Annotated in this window: 14 protein-coding genes and 1 pseudogene; 9 read left to right on the top strand and 6 right to left on the bottom strand. The window is 45.1% G+C overall.

What is annotated here, in order from left to right; genetic code table 11:
* Positions 1-12 precede the first annotated feature (12 nt).
* Positions 13-957, top strand: a complete 945-nt coding sequence (gene cbiB / locus C7K08_RS03515) for an adenosylcobinamide-phosphate synthase CbiB (protein ID WP_423218678.1) — start codon at positions 13-15, stop codon at positions 955-957.
* Here the strand turns inward: cbiB and C7K08_RS03520 are convergent.
* Both C7K08_RS03520 and C7K08_RS03525 read right to left on the bottom strand, forming a co-directional pair.
* Positions 928-1,584 (bottom strand): undecaprenyl-phosphate galactose phosphotransferase family protein, encoded by a 657-nt coding sequence (locus C7K08_RS03520; protein WP_106499268.1) that lies wholly within the window; start codon positions 1,582-1,584, stop codon positions 928-930. The genes cbiB and C7K08_RS03520 overlap by 30 nt on opposite strands.
* A gap of 155 nt (positions 1,585-1,739) precedes the next feature.
* Entirely contained in the window at positions 1,740-2,918 is a 1,179-nt protein-coding gene (locus tag C7K08_RS03525) for a glycosyltransferase (protein WP_106499269.1), read from the bottom strand.
* Positions 2,919-3,013: 95 nt separating this feature from the next.
* Here C7K08_RS03525 and C7K08_RS03530 point away from each other — a divergent pair, with 95 nt between their 5' ends.
* Genes C7K08_RS03530 through C7K08_RS03535 form a run of 3 tightly spaced genes read left to right on the top strand, consistent with a single transcriptional unit; the run spans position 3,014 to position 3,879 of the window.
* On the top strand, positions 3,014-3,256 hold the full coding sequence (locus tag C7K08_RS03530; RefSeq protein ID WP_193464805.1) for a hypothetical protein: 243 nt from the start codon (positions 3,014-3,016) through the stop codon (positions 3,254-3,256).
* A 9-nt stretch (positions 3,257-3,265) separates the two neighbouring features.
* Entirely contained in the window at positions 3,266-3,388 is a 123-nt protein-coding gene (locus C7K08_RS16615; RefSeq protein WP_255096329.1) for a hypothetical protein, read from the top strand.
* Between the two features lie 8 nt (positions 3,389-3,396).
* Positions 3,397-3,879, top strand: a complete 483-nt coding sequence (locus C7K08_RS03535) for a hypothetical protein (RefSeq protein WP_423218675.1) — start codon at positions 3,397-3,399, stop codon at positions 3,877-3,879.
* Between the two features lie 962 nt (positions 3,880-4,841).
* Here the strand turns inward: C7K08_RS03535 and C7K08_RS16785 are convergent.
* Together C7K08_RS16785 and C7K08_RS03550 are read right to left on the bottom strand one after the other, a co-directional pair.
* A complete protein-coding gene (locus C7K08_RS16785; protein WP_106499271.1) occupies positions 4,842-6,899 on the bottom strand; it encodes a sensor histidine kinase in 2,058 nt (685 codons plus the stop codon).
* Positions 6,892-7,500 (bottom strand): response regulator transcription factor, encoded by a 609-nt coding sequence (locus tag C7K08_RS03550; protein ID WP_106499272.1) that lies wholly within the window; start codon positions 7,498-7,500, stop codon positions 6,892-6,894. Before C7K08_RS03550 ends, C7K08_RS16785 begins: the two co-directional genes overlap by 8 nt.
* A gap of 526 nt (positions 7,501-8,026) precedes the next feature.
* On the opposite strand from C7K08_RS03550, the gene C7K08_RS03560 reads away from it, so the two are divergent.
* Entirely contained in the window at positions 8,027-8,446 is a 420-nt protein-coding gene (locus tag C7K08_RS03560) for a nucleotidyltransferase substrate binding protein (RefSeq protein WP_106499274.1), read from the top strand.
* Positions 8,443-8,751, top strand: a complete 309-nt coding sequence (locus C7K08_RS03565) for a nucleotidyltransferase domain-containing protein (RefSeq protein WP_106499275.1) — start codon at positions 8,443-8,445, stop codon at positions 8,749-8,751. Before C7K08_RS03560 ends, C7K08_RS03565 begins: the two co-directional genes overlap by 4 nt.
* 198 nt (positions 8,752-8,949) lie before the next feature.
* On the opposite strand, the gene C7K08_RS03570 is transcribed toward C7K08_RS03565, so the two are convergent.
* On the bottom strand, positions 8,950-9,228 hold the full coding sequence (locus C7K08_RS03570) for a YnfA family protein (RefSeq protein WP_106499276.1): 279 nt from the start codon (positions 9,226-9,228) through the stop codon (positions 8,950-8,952).
* A 185-nt stretch (positions 9,229-9,413) separates the two neighbouring features.
* A pseudogene (locus C7K08_RS17025) lies at positions 9,414-9,486 on the bottom strand (Ycf66 family protein); the annotation flags it as partial.
* A 1,769-nt stretch (positions 9,487-11,255) separates the two neighbouring features.
* On the opposite strand from C7K08_RS17025, the gene C7K08_RS03585 reads away from it, so the two are divergent.
* The 3 genes from C7K08_RS03585 to C7K08_RS03595 all read left to right on the top strand — a co-directional run.
* The gene (locus tag C7K08_RS03585; RefSeq protein WP_161955807.1) at positions 11,256-12,947 is read left to right on the top strand and encodes a J domain-containing protein; all 1,692 of its coding nucleotides are present in this window, start codon (positions 11,256-11,258) and stop codon (positions 12,945-12,947) included.
* Between the two features lie 750 nt (positions 12,948-13,697).
* Positions 13,698-15,323 (top strand): class I SAM-dependent DNA methyltransferase, encoded by a 1,626-nt coding sequence (locus C7K08_RS03590; protein WP_241537012.1) that lies wholly within the window; start codon positions 13,698-13,700, stop codon positions 15,321-15,323.
* The coding region (locus tag C7K08_RS03595; RefSeq protein WP_133165150.1) for a restriction endonuclease subunit S at positions 15,313-15,905 on the top strand (593 nt) is incomplete at its 3' end. The genes C7K08_RS03590 and C7K08_RS03595, both read left to right, overlap by 11 nt.

A 15,905-nucleotide genomic window follows, 5' to 3' on the forward strand; every position in this document is an offset into this window, starting at 1 on the left:
CTGCTGGTAATAATTGCCAGCGGCCTTGATCGGCTGCTGGGCGATCCGCCCCATTGGCCCCACCCCGTGATGGCCATGGGGGCACTGATCAAGCTATGGCGCAGTTGGGCAGAAGCCTGGGCTGGCTACAGCCCCTGGCGGCTGCGCCTAGGGGGCTTTGTGATAACMACATTGCTGCTGCTCGGAAGCGGCCTGGCGGGTTGGTTGATTGAACGGCTTGCTTTAGCGAAACCATGGGCCATGCCCCTGCTTTTAATCGCCATGGCCAGCTGCTTGGCGGGCCGCAGCCTGGCCCTAGCCGTTAGGGCAGTTTTAGAACCATTGGCAAGCCAACCCGATGATTTAGCAGYAGCCCGGGAACGGCTTGGCTGGATTGTTGGCCGCGATACGGCGGGRYTAAACCAAATGGAAATCCTGCGGGCAACAGCTGAAACCGCCAGTGAGAATGGCGTAGATGGYTTGTTTGCCCCATTGTTTTGGCTGCTGCTGGGGGCACTGCTCTGGTGCGCTGGCTTAACTGAGTGGCCAGGGCCCCTGGCMATGGCCTGGGGGTTTAAGGCCAGTAGCACCCTTGATTCGATGCTGGGCTATCGCCGGGGGCGACTGCGCTGGCTTGGCACCGCAGGGGCTCGCCTGGATGATTTATTGGTGTGGCTGCCCTCAAGGCTGGTGGCCCTAAGCCTTGGCGAATTGTGGGCTGCCTGCCGCGATGGCAAAGCAGACGCTTCTCCMAATGCAGGWGTATCCCAGGCCGCCTATGCCTACGCCCTAAACATTCGGCTTGGAGGTTTAAATTATTACGAAGGTGAAGCTATTAATAAACCCATATTAAATAGAGGKGGCAACGTAGTAAATAGCGATGCTGTTTTAGCCATATTGCGCATAAACCAATGGCTTGCCTTGCAATGGCAGCTAATCGCTTTAATCCTAGTAGGCGCCTTTRTCGGCTGGAAATAAAACAACTGCGATGGTGCGAAGCAGAATATTGAAATCAAGCCTCAAATTGYGGCGGCGCACATAAATGAGATCCAATTCAACTCGGCGCTTGTAGCTAAGATTATTCCTACCTGAAACCTGCCACAAGCCAGTGAGACCAGGCCTCACTGAAAGCACCTCATCCATGGATTGCCCATATCGACGAATTTCATCTTGAACGATGGGCCGCGGGCCCACCAAACTCATCTCACCACGCAAAATATTAATCAATTGTGGCAATTCATCCAAACTAGTAACCCTTAGAAATTGGCCGATCGGTGTGATTCGCGGATCGTTTTTCAGCTTGTGATCCTTAGCAAATTCCTGGCGCAGTGCCGGTGAACTGGCGAGCAGGTTTTGCAGGCGTTGATCAGCAYCCAATTGCATAGTGCGAAATTTGATGCAACCAAARCGGCTGTAGCGTTTACCGATGCGCTCCTGGGAATAAAAAATTGGTCCGGGGGAGGTGATTTTTACAAGCAGGGCGATGGCAAGCAATAAGGGGGAGCCAAGGCAGAGCAAACCAARGGAAAAAGCAATATCAGCTGTGCGTTTGATGCTTGCATTGGGCCTTATTTGCAGGCCTTGGCGGCTGCAGCTGTAAGACATTGATTTCGCCGCCAAGGGGAAATTAGCTGAAACTGATGAAGCGGAATTACTAAATGCAGCTAAATTTTTTAGTGGCGAACGCGCGAGCATTTGCACTGCATGAGTTRCACCAAACGTACAAATCGCATGCACCGCAACCAGAGAACCTGGGTCAGCTAATTCACAGGCACAGCGCCATAGGGATCACTGTTGTGGGTATCCCACCAGTTGTGTAGCAAACGCTCTAGGCGGGCTSTAAATGCTTGAGGTGCAAAGCTTTCYGCGTGWATGCGYAGGCGCTCCGCTGGCAATTCACGCCACAACCGCCCTTCTTCAAAGGCGTTTAAGGCACTGCGCAGTTGAGCCAGTTCCTGATCTGGGAAGAGCAAACCAGTGGCAGTTTGGCGATTTTGGCTTAGGCAAAGCACTGAATCACGCAAGCCGCCCCGCCCCARTGCAATCACTGGAGCCCCAGCGGCCATGGCTTCCACMGGGGCGATGCCGAAATCCTCCACACCGGCGTASACATAGGCGCGGCAACGGGCCATCAATTGCTCCACCTCAGCGGCGGGGCAATGGCCCAAAAAGCGAATATTGGCCTTAGCTATGGATTCAAGCCGTTTGCGTTCGGGTCCATCACCCACCACCAACAGAGGTAGATCTAAATCAACGCAAGCCTGCACAACCAAATCAACGCGCTTGTAGGGAACTAGGCGGCAAACACATAAATAAAAAGAGTCCCGTGGTTGCTGCCAATCAAAACGTTCCACGCCAACGGGGGGTGGCAGCACGGTGGCAGAGCGGCCCCAGTAGCGGGCTATGCGTTGGGCGGTGAAACGGGAATTGGCAATCAAATGGTTGGGGCGGCTGGCACTCAACACATCCCAAAGGCGCAACTGATGGAGCTGCCAGCGCACCCAAGGGCCGAGGGGGCCCCTAGCGATGGAGGAGGCCCGAAGGTATGCGTGCATTTGATCCCAGGCGTAGCGCACTGGGGTATGCACATAACTCACGTGCAGTTGTTCGGGGCTGGTTAGCACTCCCTTGGCAACCAAATGGCTACTGCTTAAAACCAGGGGATAACCCTCCAGGTTGAGCTGTTCAATCGCCAGGGGTAGAAGGGGCAAGTATTGCTGCACATGGCTTTTGCCGAAGGGGAGCTTCTGGATAAAAGATGTGYGGATTGAACGCCCTTCAAGCCAGCTGCCGGGGTGGCTTGATTCAGCATCAACCAAGCTGAACAACTGGGGTTGCAATARRYGGTCTAGCTGTTGCACCACCAATTCAGCACCACCAACTGARCGGGGGCTAAACCACTCGTGAACGAGGGCGGTTGGGAAAGAAAAACTGCTCATCGCCGCGGAGGYTAGGTGAGCTCCACTACAAAAGCTCACGGTGTGTTGCCGCGAAGCATTTTCGTTATCAGGCTAGGGRCTGGTTGGTGAAATCCTTGCCRCTGCGCTCCCTACTGGAAGAAGCCCTGATGGAAGAGGCCATATGGGTAACCGATGGCTTYACATGGCATGCAACATCTGTGGGTATTGCAGCCCTCTGCACCGATAAAACAATTCCAAACCAACCACCATTTGAACAAGCGCTAAAGGAGGGACTCGGCGTTGGCATCGACCTAAGCCGGGAGGAAAGGGAGTTTCATCAGGTGAGCCAAGGGTTGGTATTGCTCTTTCACAGCTAAACTGAATTAATGGACAACTCATTGCTGCTGCCGATTCTTGGGGGTGCCGTATTGGTGCTGATGGTTGTGGTGGGAACAGTATTTGTGTTCCTAAAACCAAGCGACACCCAAACACCWCCACCCAAATCCTGAGCCAAAAAATGATKAAKCAAAACAAGCAAATCTGGTTGGGTGCCCTGCTTGGCATATTTACAAGCGCTAATGCCRGCTTTGCCCAAAGCTGCAACTTCCTGATGCCAATCGGCGGCAGCGGTGGAACCACTGTTGTTAAAAGGGTGGGTGCGCCCAAAGTTTCACCAATAGGCTTGGCATTAGGKAGAACCAATTGGAATACCGACTTTGCCGTAAACAAAGCMTATAACACMTATAAATTATTTTTCACAGCCCAATCAACGGAAGCAGCCCGTTATCCAGTGCAGGCATACTTAAAATTTAGTGATGGCACAAACCTACAGGTTGTGAATGAATTAATCACACCGCCAATGGGCAGTGGCGCAATGTTTGGCCCGTTTGCTGCGGTGCAAGGTAAAACCGTTAGCCAGGTAAATTTCAAGATTGGTGCCAGTGCTGATCCAGGCAGCACMGGCTTCAGCTACCGAATTTCAGTGCAGGGTTGCATGTGAAGATTTTAAATCTGGAATCGTTTGCAAATAGCGGCGCACAGRTAGAGGAATAGGCTGAMCAAATATCAAARAYAAGTGACTTRATCACATGATGTTGAAAAACATCTTCGCGAACCAAAAGCACATCGCCATCACAAATAGAAAGGTCAAATTTGATATCAGATATCTGCAGCTTATCCTTGAGGAACATCTTGCTAATTGSCGTGGYGTAGATCAAAGTTTTTGAATCGCAACAAGCGCCCTCCCAATGCCGCCAGTTGTATTTAAGAATTGGGCGCCTATTGCGCCATAAACCCAARGCAGMCAATAAATTTGCCTTGCTTGGAAACAAATTMGCTAAGGTAGCAAGTGAAGGGAAGAATCGAAAATCATTTGGCTTGATTTGATCAGCAGATGCYAAAGGGTGGTTWGGGCTAGCACTCAATGTAAGCGGAAAGCTCGAAAGRCCAATGGCAATAAACYTATCAAASKGAAATGGAWTCGAATTAATTATGGTTTTAGYTGGAAATACATCTAAACAACTAACAATAGCTAGATCTATAACCCTATCTCTCAACAAATTCAATGTTTKCTCCTCTCCAAACCAGGGCCTAGCTAAAGGAAGAGGAAAAGATGAATGTTGAGAAAAAATCCAATCATGATATAAACCAGAAACCCAACGCAAGGAAGCKGGATTATTTAAGCGCAAAAGCTGAGAAGCRGTGCGAAGGCAGTGCAAAACAGCAAGGTTATTTGAAGCAGAGTAAAACCCATTTTCATTCTTAATAAAATTCAAATCRAGCGATCTACTAACCTGMCTATAAATACGGGAAACACCGCTTTGATGCCTGCCAAGGTGGCTTGCCGTGTAATCAAGATCAGCTGATATTTGAAGCAAATCAATAATTGGGATACCATCTTTTAATAAATCTGGCACAAGAATGAAGTGCTGAAGCAAGCTAATTTAAATATAAATAAAACGCCTAATTAGGGCCATACCCAGAAGTGGGTAGAGAAAGGGCTGGGAAACACAATTCAACMAGMGCACCACCGRAGGCRGAGCGGCCAAGCTTAAYAAAGCCATTATGATTTTCCATAGTGCATTGCACTAAAAACAAACCMARRCCTAAACCTGAATCACCAGAGGAATTTAAAAGCAAATTATCAAGATGATRATCACTGAAACCAGGGCCATTATCYGAAAYAGAWATAACAATATAATCAGCTTGCCGAAACAAACCAAGCTCTATTAAAGCCAAATCAACAGAAYAGGATTGCAGAGCAACWAGAGAATTCTTAAATAAATTAAWTAAGGCCATTTGGATCTGAGACGCATCCGCCAAAATCCAAAAGCGTTCAGAATCAAAATTGAGCTTAAGCAATGCAGGRAGTTGAGGAAGGTTACTGTTGGCATAAACAACAATAGAATTTAAWAGATTTTGTAARTTAATAACCTCCTGCCTAGATTGMACGYTTGCCAAAAGAGACCGCATCTTTTCAACTACAGCTGAAATCTCAGATGCTTGAGAATTTARAAGCAAAAGGCCGGGATCATTGGGAGCATGGCGCARAAGAATACTAGAATTTAAAATAATGGCACTAAGTGGTTGATTAATTTCATGGGCAATGGCAGCAGCCTTAAGGCTGGTTTTAAGTTTATCGCGAAGGATAGCAATAGATTGYGCATCCTTRATAGCCTCCCWTTCCGTTTGCTCGRWTARYAATCTGARYTGATAATTGTAAGCCTTAATAAGTTTATCAATTGAAACAGACATTGAATRRATTTCYGAAGGCTGATCAGAGAAAAACTTAATTTCGCCAATTGGCAAATCATTAGAGGCAAGTGCCTCAGCGATACCATCTGCTTGGCTGCGAAGARAGGTTAAAGGCAATAACAACCAAGAAATAATAGAACGTAAACTAATCCATATARAWAWWGCAAGAAYWAAAAAAGMACAAARAGCWAMAAYARCAAACARYGARGRTGMTAAWAATCCYAAATCTGATTCAAAAAAGGTAATAAGAAWCCAATTYAGGCCAAGTTCTTGGCCCCAAGGAGAAGCATCTAAKAGGATKTCACGSTGGTTAGAACCAGARGCAATTGAGATYGGTGRGCTAGATACAGCTGAAAAATTAGGTTGTAATTGATTGGATAAAGGAGAACTTTTAACSAAAAAGGTATTAACTGCGGTTTGAACTTTTTGGAGAGAAACTTGGTCTATTCTTCTACGCTTTAATTGATTGCCAACGCGTGTAAATAACAAATTTGAATCAGAGCTAGCTACCAAATAGCCATTWTTATCAACAATTAAAGCGAGCCCGTTAGCTGGTTGCCAAACAGACTTCATCCATGTACTCAGTTGAGCAAGAACAAAATCAACACCAATAACACCCAATAATTYGCCATCGCGTGATTTTATGGGTTGATTAAAAGAAATTGCAAAAACATTTGGATCATCTTCCCATTGATATATTGAACTCCACATTGGACGGTTWGCCAACACAGTTTCGGTATACCAGGGTTCTTCATGRAGCWGRCTCATCCCTTGAACAATTTCAACAAGCTCACCTCTTTTACCATGGGGGCCTAGTTTATAAATAGACAAGCTCCCAGGCTGTGGTTTATTAGTGTTTTCATTAACTAAAAACTGGCCATTATCAAGCCGCTGCACACCAAGAAATTCACCATTGGTGCCTCCATAATTAATATAGGAAACAGGGAATTGTTGCAACTGACTCCAAAATCGATCAGACATCTGATTGAAGTTTTTTAAATCCAAATCACCTTGGGCGATAGMAGTTGCRTTTAAATTATTTATATATATAGGTGCAGACAACCTACTAGATAGACCGCTAGTAAAGGCCGTTAATGCCCCCTGCTGTTTATAATTAWTWGCTTCAAACTGCTTTGAGCGTAAACCGGCAATAAAAGAWAGAATACCAACTCCAAATGAAATAAATAGAATTTGCAAAAGAACACTTAAAACSAGCCGAGAAGAAAGCCTTTCAGGAAAAAGAAATGCTAWTTTAAATTTAAACATACAAGCGAGTAAAAGTGGCTGCGTAAACAAGTAACTCAGCGCCACTTTTATTTAAATGCCTAGCAATAGCCTTGCGATGGGTTTCAACTGTGGTGATAGATAACTGCAAGTGTGAAGCAATTTCCTTATTTTGAAGCCCATTGCCAATAAGCGTAAAAATCTGCCGTTGGCGAGGGGTAAGAGATAAMAARGGATTAACAAAGAGTTTCTCTAATAAAATCTGCAAGTTTTCAAAAGCTGCTGTTTTATCAACCACACCAAAAATATAATCCAAAAATTCAGGGGGAGMAATAAAACTACTGGCATGGCCAGATARGATWATAATTTTTCCACTAGGTGAAAAACGACTAAAAACCTCCGCAACCTCAATACCGTCACCATCCGGTAAATTTAAGTCTAGGATTAACAAATCAGGCTTTAAYTTCTCACATGCAATMAACGCCTCAGAAACACTTGAAGCAGTGGCAATAAGGTCTACATTTAAATAATTTTGAAGKAAACTRCATAATAAGCGCGAAAAAATTTCSTGATCCTCAACAACCAAGCAACTACAAATATTCGWTTGTGGTTSTGTGAGCTGCAATGGAATTGAGATTGACATTTAGATRTGTAAAGCCTATTATACCCTTGTGGAGCTTTAGGGAACCTTTTTCATGCCCTTARGAGCTAGCAATCCTTAAGATTAGGATGAAAATTCCAAAAAATGAACTCTTCAAGCCATTTSATCTTGCTCTTAGCATGGCTTGTATTTAGCGCTGGGATAGCAATTAAATTATGGAACTTAGGTATTTTGTTGAGAACTAAATTAACAAGGAATAATTATAACAATCAAATGTTCAGGGATAGCTTAGAAAGAAATTGGCTAAAATCATACCAGAAAGAAAACTATTGATTCAAGCCATAAAACTAAAAATGGTTTGAATTAGAACAAAACCCACCACTGCAACGATAGCCAGTAGGGAAGGAATACTAGTGAGGCTCATTTGGGACACCATTCAGCTCAGCTAAAACTAGGGCTTATTCTCTATCAAAACAGTATTTAGATACACATCCACACCAATCAACACCTGTCTTCATCAAAAACTTAATATAACTATGCCTTAGAATCTGCTTAATGRRAAGTCAAAATGACGCCACCTACAGAAATCCGTTGGCAGCAGCGCTTGGCTAGCTTTGAKAGGGCCTTGAGTTTATTGCGCGAAGCGATGCTAAACGGCCCTGGGGCTTTGAACCAACTGGAGAAGGAGGGCGTGATCCAWCGCTTTGAATACTGTTTTGAATTGGGTTGGAAAACAAGCAAAGACTATATGGAAGCAAATGGATTTGTATTTGCCGTAGTGATGCCAAGGCAAGTATTGAAAGAAGCTTACGCAGCTAAAATAATTACCGATGGTGAGGCCTGGATCGCCATGCTTGATCACCGCAATTTGCTATCGCACACCTACAGCCCAGTGGTGTTTGAGCAAGCGGTGGCCGCAATTCAAGAACGCTATCTTCCTGCTCTAGAGCAGCTGAAAGGGTTCATGCAGCTCGAGGCAGCACGATGAAAAAGATGCCGCTGCAACCTGCAGAACTGGAGCAGGTACTTTATGTTTTTAAACAGTATCCAATGGTGCTTAACGCAACTCTGTTTGGATCCCGTGCCAAGGGCACCCATACCGAACGYTCTGATATAGACATTGCCTTAACCGGCCCCATAGATGCTCTTAATGCAGAAGCAATTGCCGCAGAACTTGAGGAACTGCCTCTTCCATACCGGTTCGACGTGCAGGCCCTAAATAGCATCACTTATGARCCCTTACTCGAACACATTAAGCGGGTGGGAATTGAAATTTATTCTCGGCTCTCTTGATAAAWCATACGTMATTTAKAKATTRTATTKATCWAYATTCYARWTAAAATTTAAACCTARGGCTTTAAYTTKTTAGAGCTTCGMTCGTTTTGCCCTTAAAACGGAGCGCCTAATACACCAATATACACACCAACACTTTTGGTGGTATCGTTTCGGAGGAATGGGAACTGAAATATAAGGATAAATCTTGCATCCACTTCAAATTGCCTTATCCATCAGCACAGCCATCCCCGCCAATATCAACACAGCACCCACCAAGTCCCGAAAAGTCAGCGGCACCCCATCCACCAGCCTCAACCAAACCAACGCCACTGAAACATAGACAGCCCCATAGGCGGCGTAGACCCTGCCAGCTGCAGTTGGATGCAGGGTGAGCAACCACGCGAAGAACGCCAGTGACAGCGCCGCAGGAATGAGCAGAAGCGCTGTCCTGCCGCCCTTGAGGACTAGATAGGGCAAATAGCACCCAATAATCACAACAACTGGCCTGGAATAAACAGATGTTTACACATCACAAAAACCCATCGCAATCGATAGATCATTCACGGCAAATAAGGTTTAATGTTTAACTGCAGTATTTGCTGCTACTCCTCCAGCGCGTGCTCTCCACTTCTGGTAATCCACAAGTATTCCGCTAAATGATTCTATTATTACTAAAAATACTAAAAGCGATACACCAAATTGCAATATTGGATCCAATCTCCAACCCTGAAAGAATAGAATTCCACCACAGAGTGGCATCACAATCAATCTGCCCAGTGATTGAAATAACAGAAAGATTGTATTTAGAATCACTTGCAAAGACGTATCCGCCCTTCTTTGCAATATAAAAAATATTTGGAATACTCCCAATGCGGCAGATGGTATTGACCATAGGGCAAGCAAAATCCCTGTTGCACTTGCCCAGTTTAAAGACGCATTCAGCATTGGAGCAATCCTTTTTAATACCATACACAATATTTGAGTGATTGCCAATCATTGAAATAAAATTCTTTTATATGTACTTTTTCTAAATATATGCGCTAAATCACTTAACCCGCAATTCAAAACTTGTACCAGTTTTCTTGCTAACACAAGCAATAGTACTGCTGCTGCCAGATGCTGCCAAAGAAGAGCAGCAGCAAGGTTAGATCGTATAATCTTGTTATGACGTGATGAACAAATCCGATTTACAAATGAAAATCAATTTGTTAACCTTCTAAATAATCCTTGGAATAAAATCTTTTGTTGTGGCATCACCCCCCGCCGCACAAGCCAAAAGGTGCCTAACAGTTTCTGCAAATGTTGCACAATCATCAATGTGGGACTATTGCGAAGTATTGTCTGAGGAAGAAGGAGCAGAATCTCCAGGAAGACCCTTTTATTGCTGTACTCGTTGATAACGGATCCGGTAATGCAAAAGAATTTCAATTAATATTTTGTTTGATTCCTTTTTTGCATAAACCCAAACAACCAAACATACGTCYCAAAACCTTGAYTAAACGGAGAGGGTGTCCGCTTTAGGTAGACGARAGKGSACTRCTAMRAACGATTTTTRGATTTTGAGACGCCTAATACACCAACATTTACACCAACACTTTTGGTGGTTTCGTTACGGAAGAATAGGGACTGAAATGGACAGATAAATCGTCCGTCGATTTCAGAAACGCCTCATTCAGCAGCGCATCCAGGGGYAAATGTAAAAATAAGYACAAYTACAGATTCTCTTAACTCATAAAAACTTTACGGAGCGTCATTTTTGCTCTGTTGCTCGTTAGGRTTGCTGCAAATARTTCAATTCATTTCCTTACAGAAATGACCGCCCCAAGTTCTATGCAATCCCCAATTCTATTTTCACTCAACTGGCATTCTTCTGGGGAACTGGCAAAAGAAGATCTTGAGCATATWTTGATGTTGCTTGCWGGGGCAAATGAATCGAGTTCTGAYGAAYATAAAGCGCATCAAATCAARGTGGCGTAAAAYATCTGCCTTAATGCAACYAATTCAAGATACTGATACTTGAGTTGTGTGGGTTGAAAGTTACAACAACACATCCAACAAMGCAGACACTACAAAATAAGATGGAAATCGTCTCCGTGCAGTCACCTTTYTTGTCGCACTAAAACKACTTSGCATCATTCGAGTTCAGGATGYYTCAMCCACCCTCAGAACACCACCCAACTGCTAATTCCCGCCGTGCCACCCACCCAGAGCAGCGTTTAGTGAGGTGCTCGCCTTGGGGTATCAGACCCTGGTGAATCGGGCAGGTGAGCARGGTGACGCAGTGYTKRYCMWCCTCATAGCGAAAGTGCTGACAGGTGATGCAAACACTGGAGGAGCGGGATGGAGATCAAAAGCAACCAATGGACTTTCAAGCAGCACCAGCAGACCAAGCGGTATCTGGTATCCAAAGAGAAGTCATTGTAACGACGGTCAATGGCGTGACTCAAGGGAGTCGTGGAGGGAGTTGCTGAGATATAGGACCGGGCATAGAATTAAATATATTAATATCTGTTAAACCAGCAGTGTCGAAAGTGGAAGCAGGGACAAAGTTTGCCCTAGTCAGAGAACGTGTTACCACTAAACAGTACGGAGAAGATGGGAGACTACAAATAAACGGAGGAATTCTAAGAGAAATTGAATATGATCACCAAAGACAGGAAATAACTTTTCGCGGCGATAATGGTCTTATCCAATTGGTGATATCAGATTTTGCGTTGCTGGAAACAAGAGATGGCAATACAATAATTATTCGGTGTACAAAAAAATCGATTGAGGTCACAGGGGCAAACGCTGAGATCGAACTCAAGAGTATTGCTRAACTAATAGAAAAAAACTGTTCTCCAAAGCAACACCAAGAAGAAGAGTTCGGCACCATCAAGGAATTAGAGAATGATATCGATGGGCATTACACGGTTCTAGGTGTGAAGACTGACGCAACACAAGAGGAAATCAAAAAAGCATATAGAAGGCGAAGTCTAGAGGTTCACCCAGATGTCAATAAAGACTCCAACGCACAGGAAATGTTTGTGCGACTAAAGACAGCATATGAGATCCTTGGGAATTCCAGAAAGAGATCCGAGTATGACGCTCAATGCATTGAAGTCCCAGGGTCGAATGCAAATACAAGTCCCAAYAGCAAAGATGACTCACTTGAACCAATAAGGTGTTCAGTCTGCAACTGTGTTACCGCGCAACCGAGGTACGTAGTCTTTTGGGAAACCATAAGTTTCATTAAAACAGTAAGGTCTCCAGTTCAAGGAATTATGTGCATAAAATGTGCTGGCAAAGCAGGAGTTGATGCCACAAGAAAGAGTCTTGTGTTTGGTTGGTGGGGCATRTGGGGATTACTTTTGACTCCAGTATCAGTAATCACAAATCTTTCAGGAGGAGAAAGACCATCAGAGAATAATGGCAGAATTTTATTGCATCAATCCTGGTACTTTGCTCAAAAAAACCGACCAGATATCGCGTATTTCCTGGCGAGTGACTCTCTTCGCTATCTTAAATCATCAAGTGCTGTAGACAGAGAAGAATTAAAGGTATTGTGCGAAAGAATAATTGATACATGCGCTCCTTTTGCCAAGGGAAAGGAGATGGAAAAGATATGGGAAAAAGGTCTCCCCATGGTCATTGAACAATGGAAGGCAGTYGGCATATGCTTGGTTATCGGCAGCATTGGTATTGGAGCAATAGGCACATATCTAGAGACAGAGCAAAAAAAAGCAGTGGAKGGAGCACCGCAGTATTCGTACCAGAATCAAGAAGCACCACCGCCGGAAATGCCATCAGAGAGTGCCCCAGCAGCAGAACCAGTTCAACCACCACCAATTCCCTCCGTCTATCTCCCACTAAGCACTGGTTATCTCCCCAACAAAGAGGTTAAAGACAATAGTGGATATTCAGAACTCACACTAAAAAACAATAGCAACAGCAACTTTCACATCAAATTATATTATTGGTATTCGGGGAAATGGATGCTCAGTAGAGAGGCATACGTGAAGGCACTGGAGGAATTCACCATGAAAGACCTGAATCCTGGCAAATTCGAAGTCAGAAAGATGGATGTGCAGACAAAGAATGCTAGCAAATCCGAATCTTATACCTTTGAAGAAACGAGGAATGCGWCTGGAGTTGAGTACTCAACAATGACTCTTACTTTCAATGCCTATAACGGTAATAGTAGAAGTACCCCAATAAGTGCGAAAGAATTTTAGTCTCAGTCAATCCTGAATGATTTTTGAATACAGCAGAGCRAGAAGGCGGCACAGGRAGAGCRGCAGGCATCRGRYRGYAATCAATACAYATGTATTRCTCGTAYTGAGGTGGTTTGGTCAAGTGCGTGGARCAAAAACCTCCATYTCCTCTTCGCARAAACTCAWCACGCTCGRTAGKTCTTCCAGTAGCAAMCGCAGTCGTGGYGACTTYTCAGGGTGAGAACCAAAATTWAAGGTAATAATGCACATCTTTTTATKAATACCYGAGWAATATGCTCTAAAATAATCTGGTTTTATTTTCTAATCTAGTTGAAATGAAGCAAAAACTCCTTTCATTCCTTATTTCTTGCTTTTATTTTAACTGGCGACCTAAAACCCGTCTTGGATATGTTGCTCAACCTCTATTTGCGATAACATGTTATTCATTTGGCATGGTTGCCACTATTTTAGTTTTGAATTCAATATTTCCTTCTTGCGAAGCAATGCTAAAAACTAAAAATGAGTTTCTGCGTAWTTCAGAAAATAAAAAAGCACTCGMAGTTGAGGCARRTATGAARAGAKSRAATTGCCCTAACTAAACCGATTTATGCYYCAGTGYWYCTTGCCAAAACTGGATARAGGGTCAAAACCCAGATTTYMAGGGASAATGGGCATAAGCGACCTGCCCCAGTGACCGAYTCAGCRAYCTYCAYTACCTCAGAAGAAGAMGACGAGGAACTGGGWGAAGACCTGGGTGATCTGGATGACCTGTTGACCTCATTGCGATCTGAAGAAGCGGTAGCACCAAAAAAAAGCAGAGCAAAGAAGGAAGCACCCGCCAAGGATTTCAAAGCAGTGCTCTGGGCAASTGCCGACAAACTTCGTGCCCAGATGGATGCGGCGGAATACAAGCATCTGGTTCTGGGTCTGATCTTCCTCAAATACATCTCAGACACCTTTGCTGCGCAGCAAGGCAAGGTGCTGCTGATGGTCAGCGACCCTGACTCTGACAACTTCGTGGGCGATAACCCTGCTGATCACCAAGCAGCACTGGAAGACCGTGACTAYTWCACTCAGGAGAACGTGTTCTGGGTKCCTGCTGATGCTCGYTGGGAGTCATTACGRGCAMGGGCAAAACAACCAGATATTGGKCAACTRATYGATAAGGCACTGGTTGCYATCGARAACGAAAACCAAACTCTTAGAGGCAAATTAGATAAACGGTTTGGTGCCGCCCAACTGGAACCAGGGCGAATGGGTGAACTGGTGGATTTGATCTCCACTATTGGATTTGTTGACGATCAAAGATCTGGTGATGTGCTGGGTGAGGTCTATGAATACTTCCTCGGTCAGTTCGCAAGTGCAGAAGGAAAGAAGGGCGGTCAGTTTTATACCCCTGCTCACGTTGTAAAAACACTGGTTGCTGTTTTGGCACCACATAAGGGTCGGATCTATGACCCCTGTTGCGGATCAGGTGGAATGTTTGTTCAGAGCGAGAAGTTCATTCAGGCGCACGGGGGCAAGCGTGATGATGCCTCGATCTACGGGCAGGAAAGCAACCCCACCACCTGGCGATTGGCAGCAATGAACCTGGCGATTCGTGGGTTTGCTGCGGATCTTGGTAATGAACCTGCTGATACTTTCGCTCGTGATCAATTTCCTGATCAGAAGTTTGACTACATCCTTGCTAATCCACCATTCAATATTTCAGATTGGGGCGGTGAAAAATATGAAAGTGATCCACGCTGGTTATACGGCAGACCACCAGTAGGTAATGCCAACTATGCGTGGTTACAACATATGCTCTGGAAACTACGCCCTGGTGGTGAAGCAGGCGTAGTGCTGGCAAACGGGTCAATGAGTTCCAACCARAGCGGTGAGGGGCAGATCCGTGAGGCGATGGTGAAGGGTGATGTGATTGAAGTGATGGTGGCGCTGCCTGGGCAACTCTTTTTGAATACTCAGATTCCTGTTTGCCTGTGGTTTCTGACGAATGACAAGACCCAGCGWGGTCGTGATCGTCGTGGCGAAACGCTGTTYATTGAYGCCCGCCAGATGGGCACGATGAAGACACGGGTTGAACGAGTATTAACAGATGAGGATATTGCCAAGATTGGAGACACCGTTCACGCCTGGCGTGGTGATGGCGAGGTGTCTGATGCTTATGAAGATGTTGCTGGATTCTGTTATAACGCCAGGTTAAATGAGATTGAGAAGAATGGATTTGTGCTCACTCCTGGGCGCTATGTGGGAGCAGCAGATGTTGAAGATGATGGCGAAGTATTTGAAGATAAGATGAAGCGCCTCACTGGATTACTTAAGCAGCAGCAGGAAGAGGGGGCGAAGTTGGATCAGCAGATTGCTGAGAACCTGAGGAGGTTGGGATATGAGTTCTGATTGGAGTTCAGTTGAGTTTCAAAAACTCTTCTTAGTGCCTCTCCGCAATGGTCTGACAAGACCAAAGGCAGTCAGGGGAAGCGGGGTCAAGATGATCAATATGGGCGAACTATTTGCCAACGAGAGAATCGGAAATCTGCCAATGGATAGGGTTCCAGTGACTGACAAAGAACTCTCCGTGAATGCCGTCTATCCAGGCGACCTCTTGTTCGCTCGACAATCACTTGTGCTCTCTGGCGCTGGGAAGTGCTCTCTATTCATTGAAGACAAAGAACCTGTCGTTTTTGAATCACATCTAATCAGATGCCGACTCGATCGCGCCAAGGCAGACGGAGGATTCTATTCATATTATTTTCGGTCAACAAGTGGAAGAGCAAAGATTGAATCCATCGTTGAGCAGGTTTCTGCTGCGGGCATCCGTGGAAGCGATCTGGCAAAACTTGAAGTAGCGCACCCACCGCTAACAACTCAAAAAGCAATCGCCCATATTCTCGGCACACTTGACGACAAGATCGAACTGAACCTCAAGACCAACGAAACCTTGGAGGCGATGGCAAAGGCGCTCTTCAAGTCGTGGTTTGT

It is taken from the genome of Synechococcus lacustris str. Tous, from assembly GCF_003011125.1.
Lineage (GTDB): Bacteria > Cyanobacteriota > Cyanobacteriia > PCC-6307 > Cyanobiaceae > Synechococcus_D > Synechococcus_D lacustris.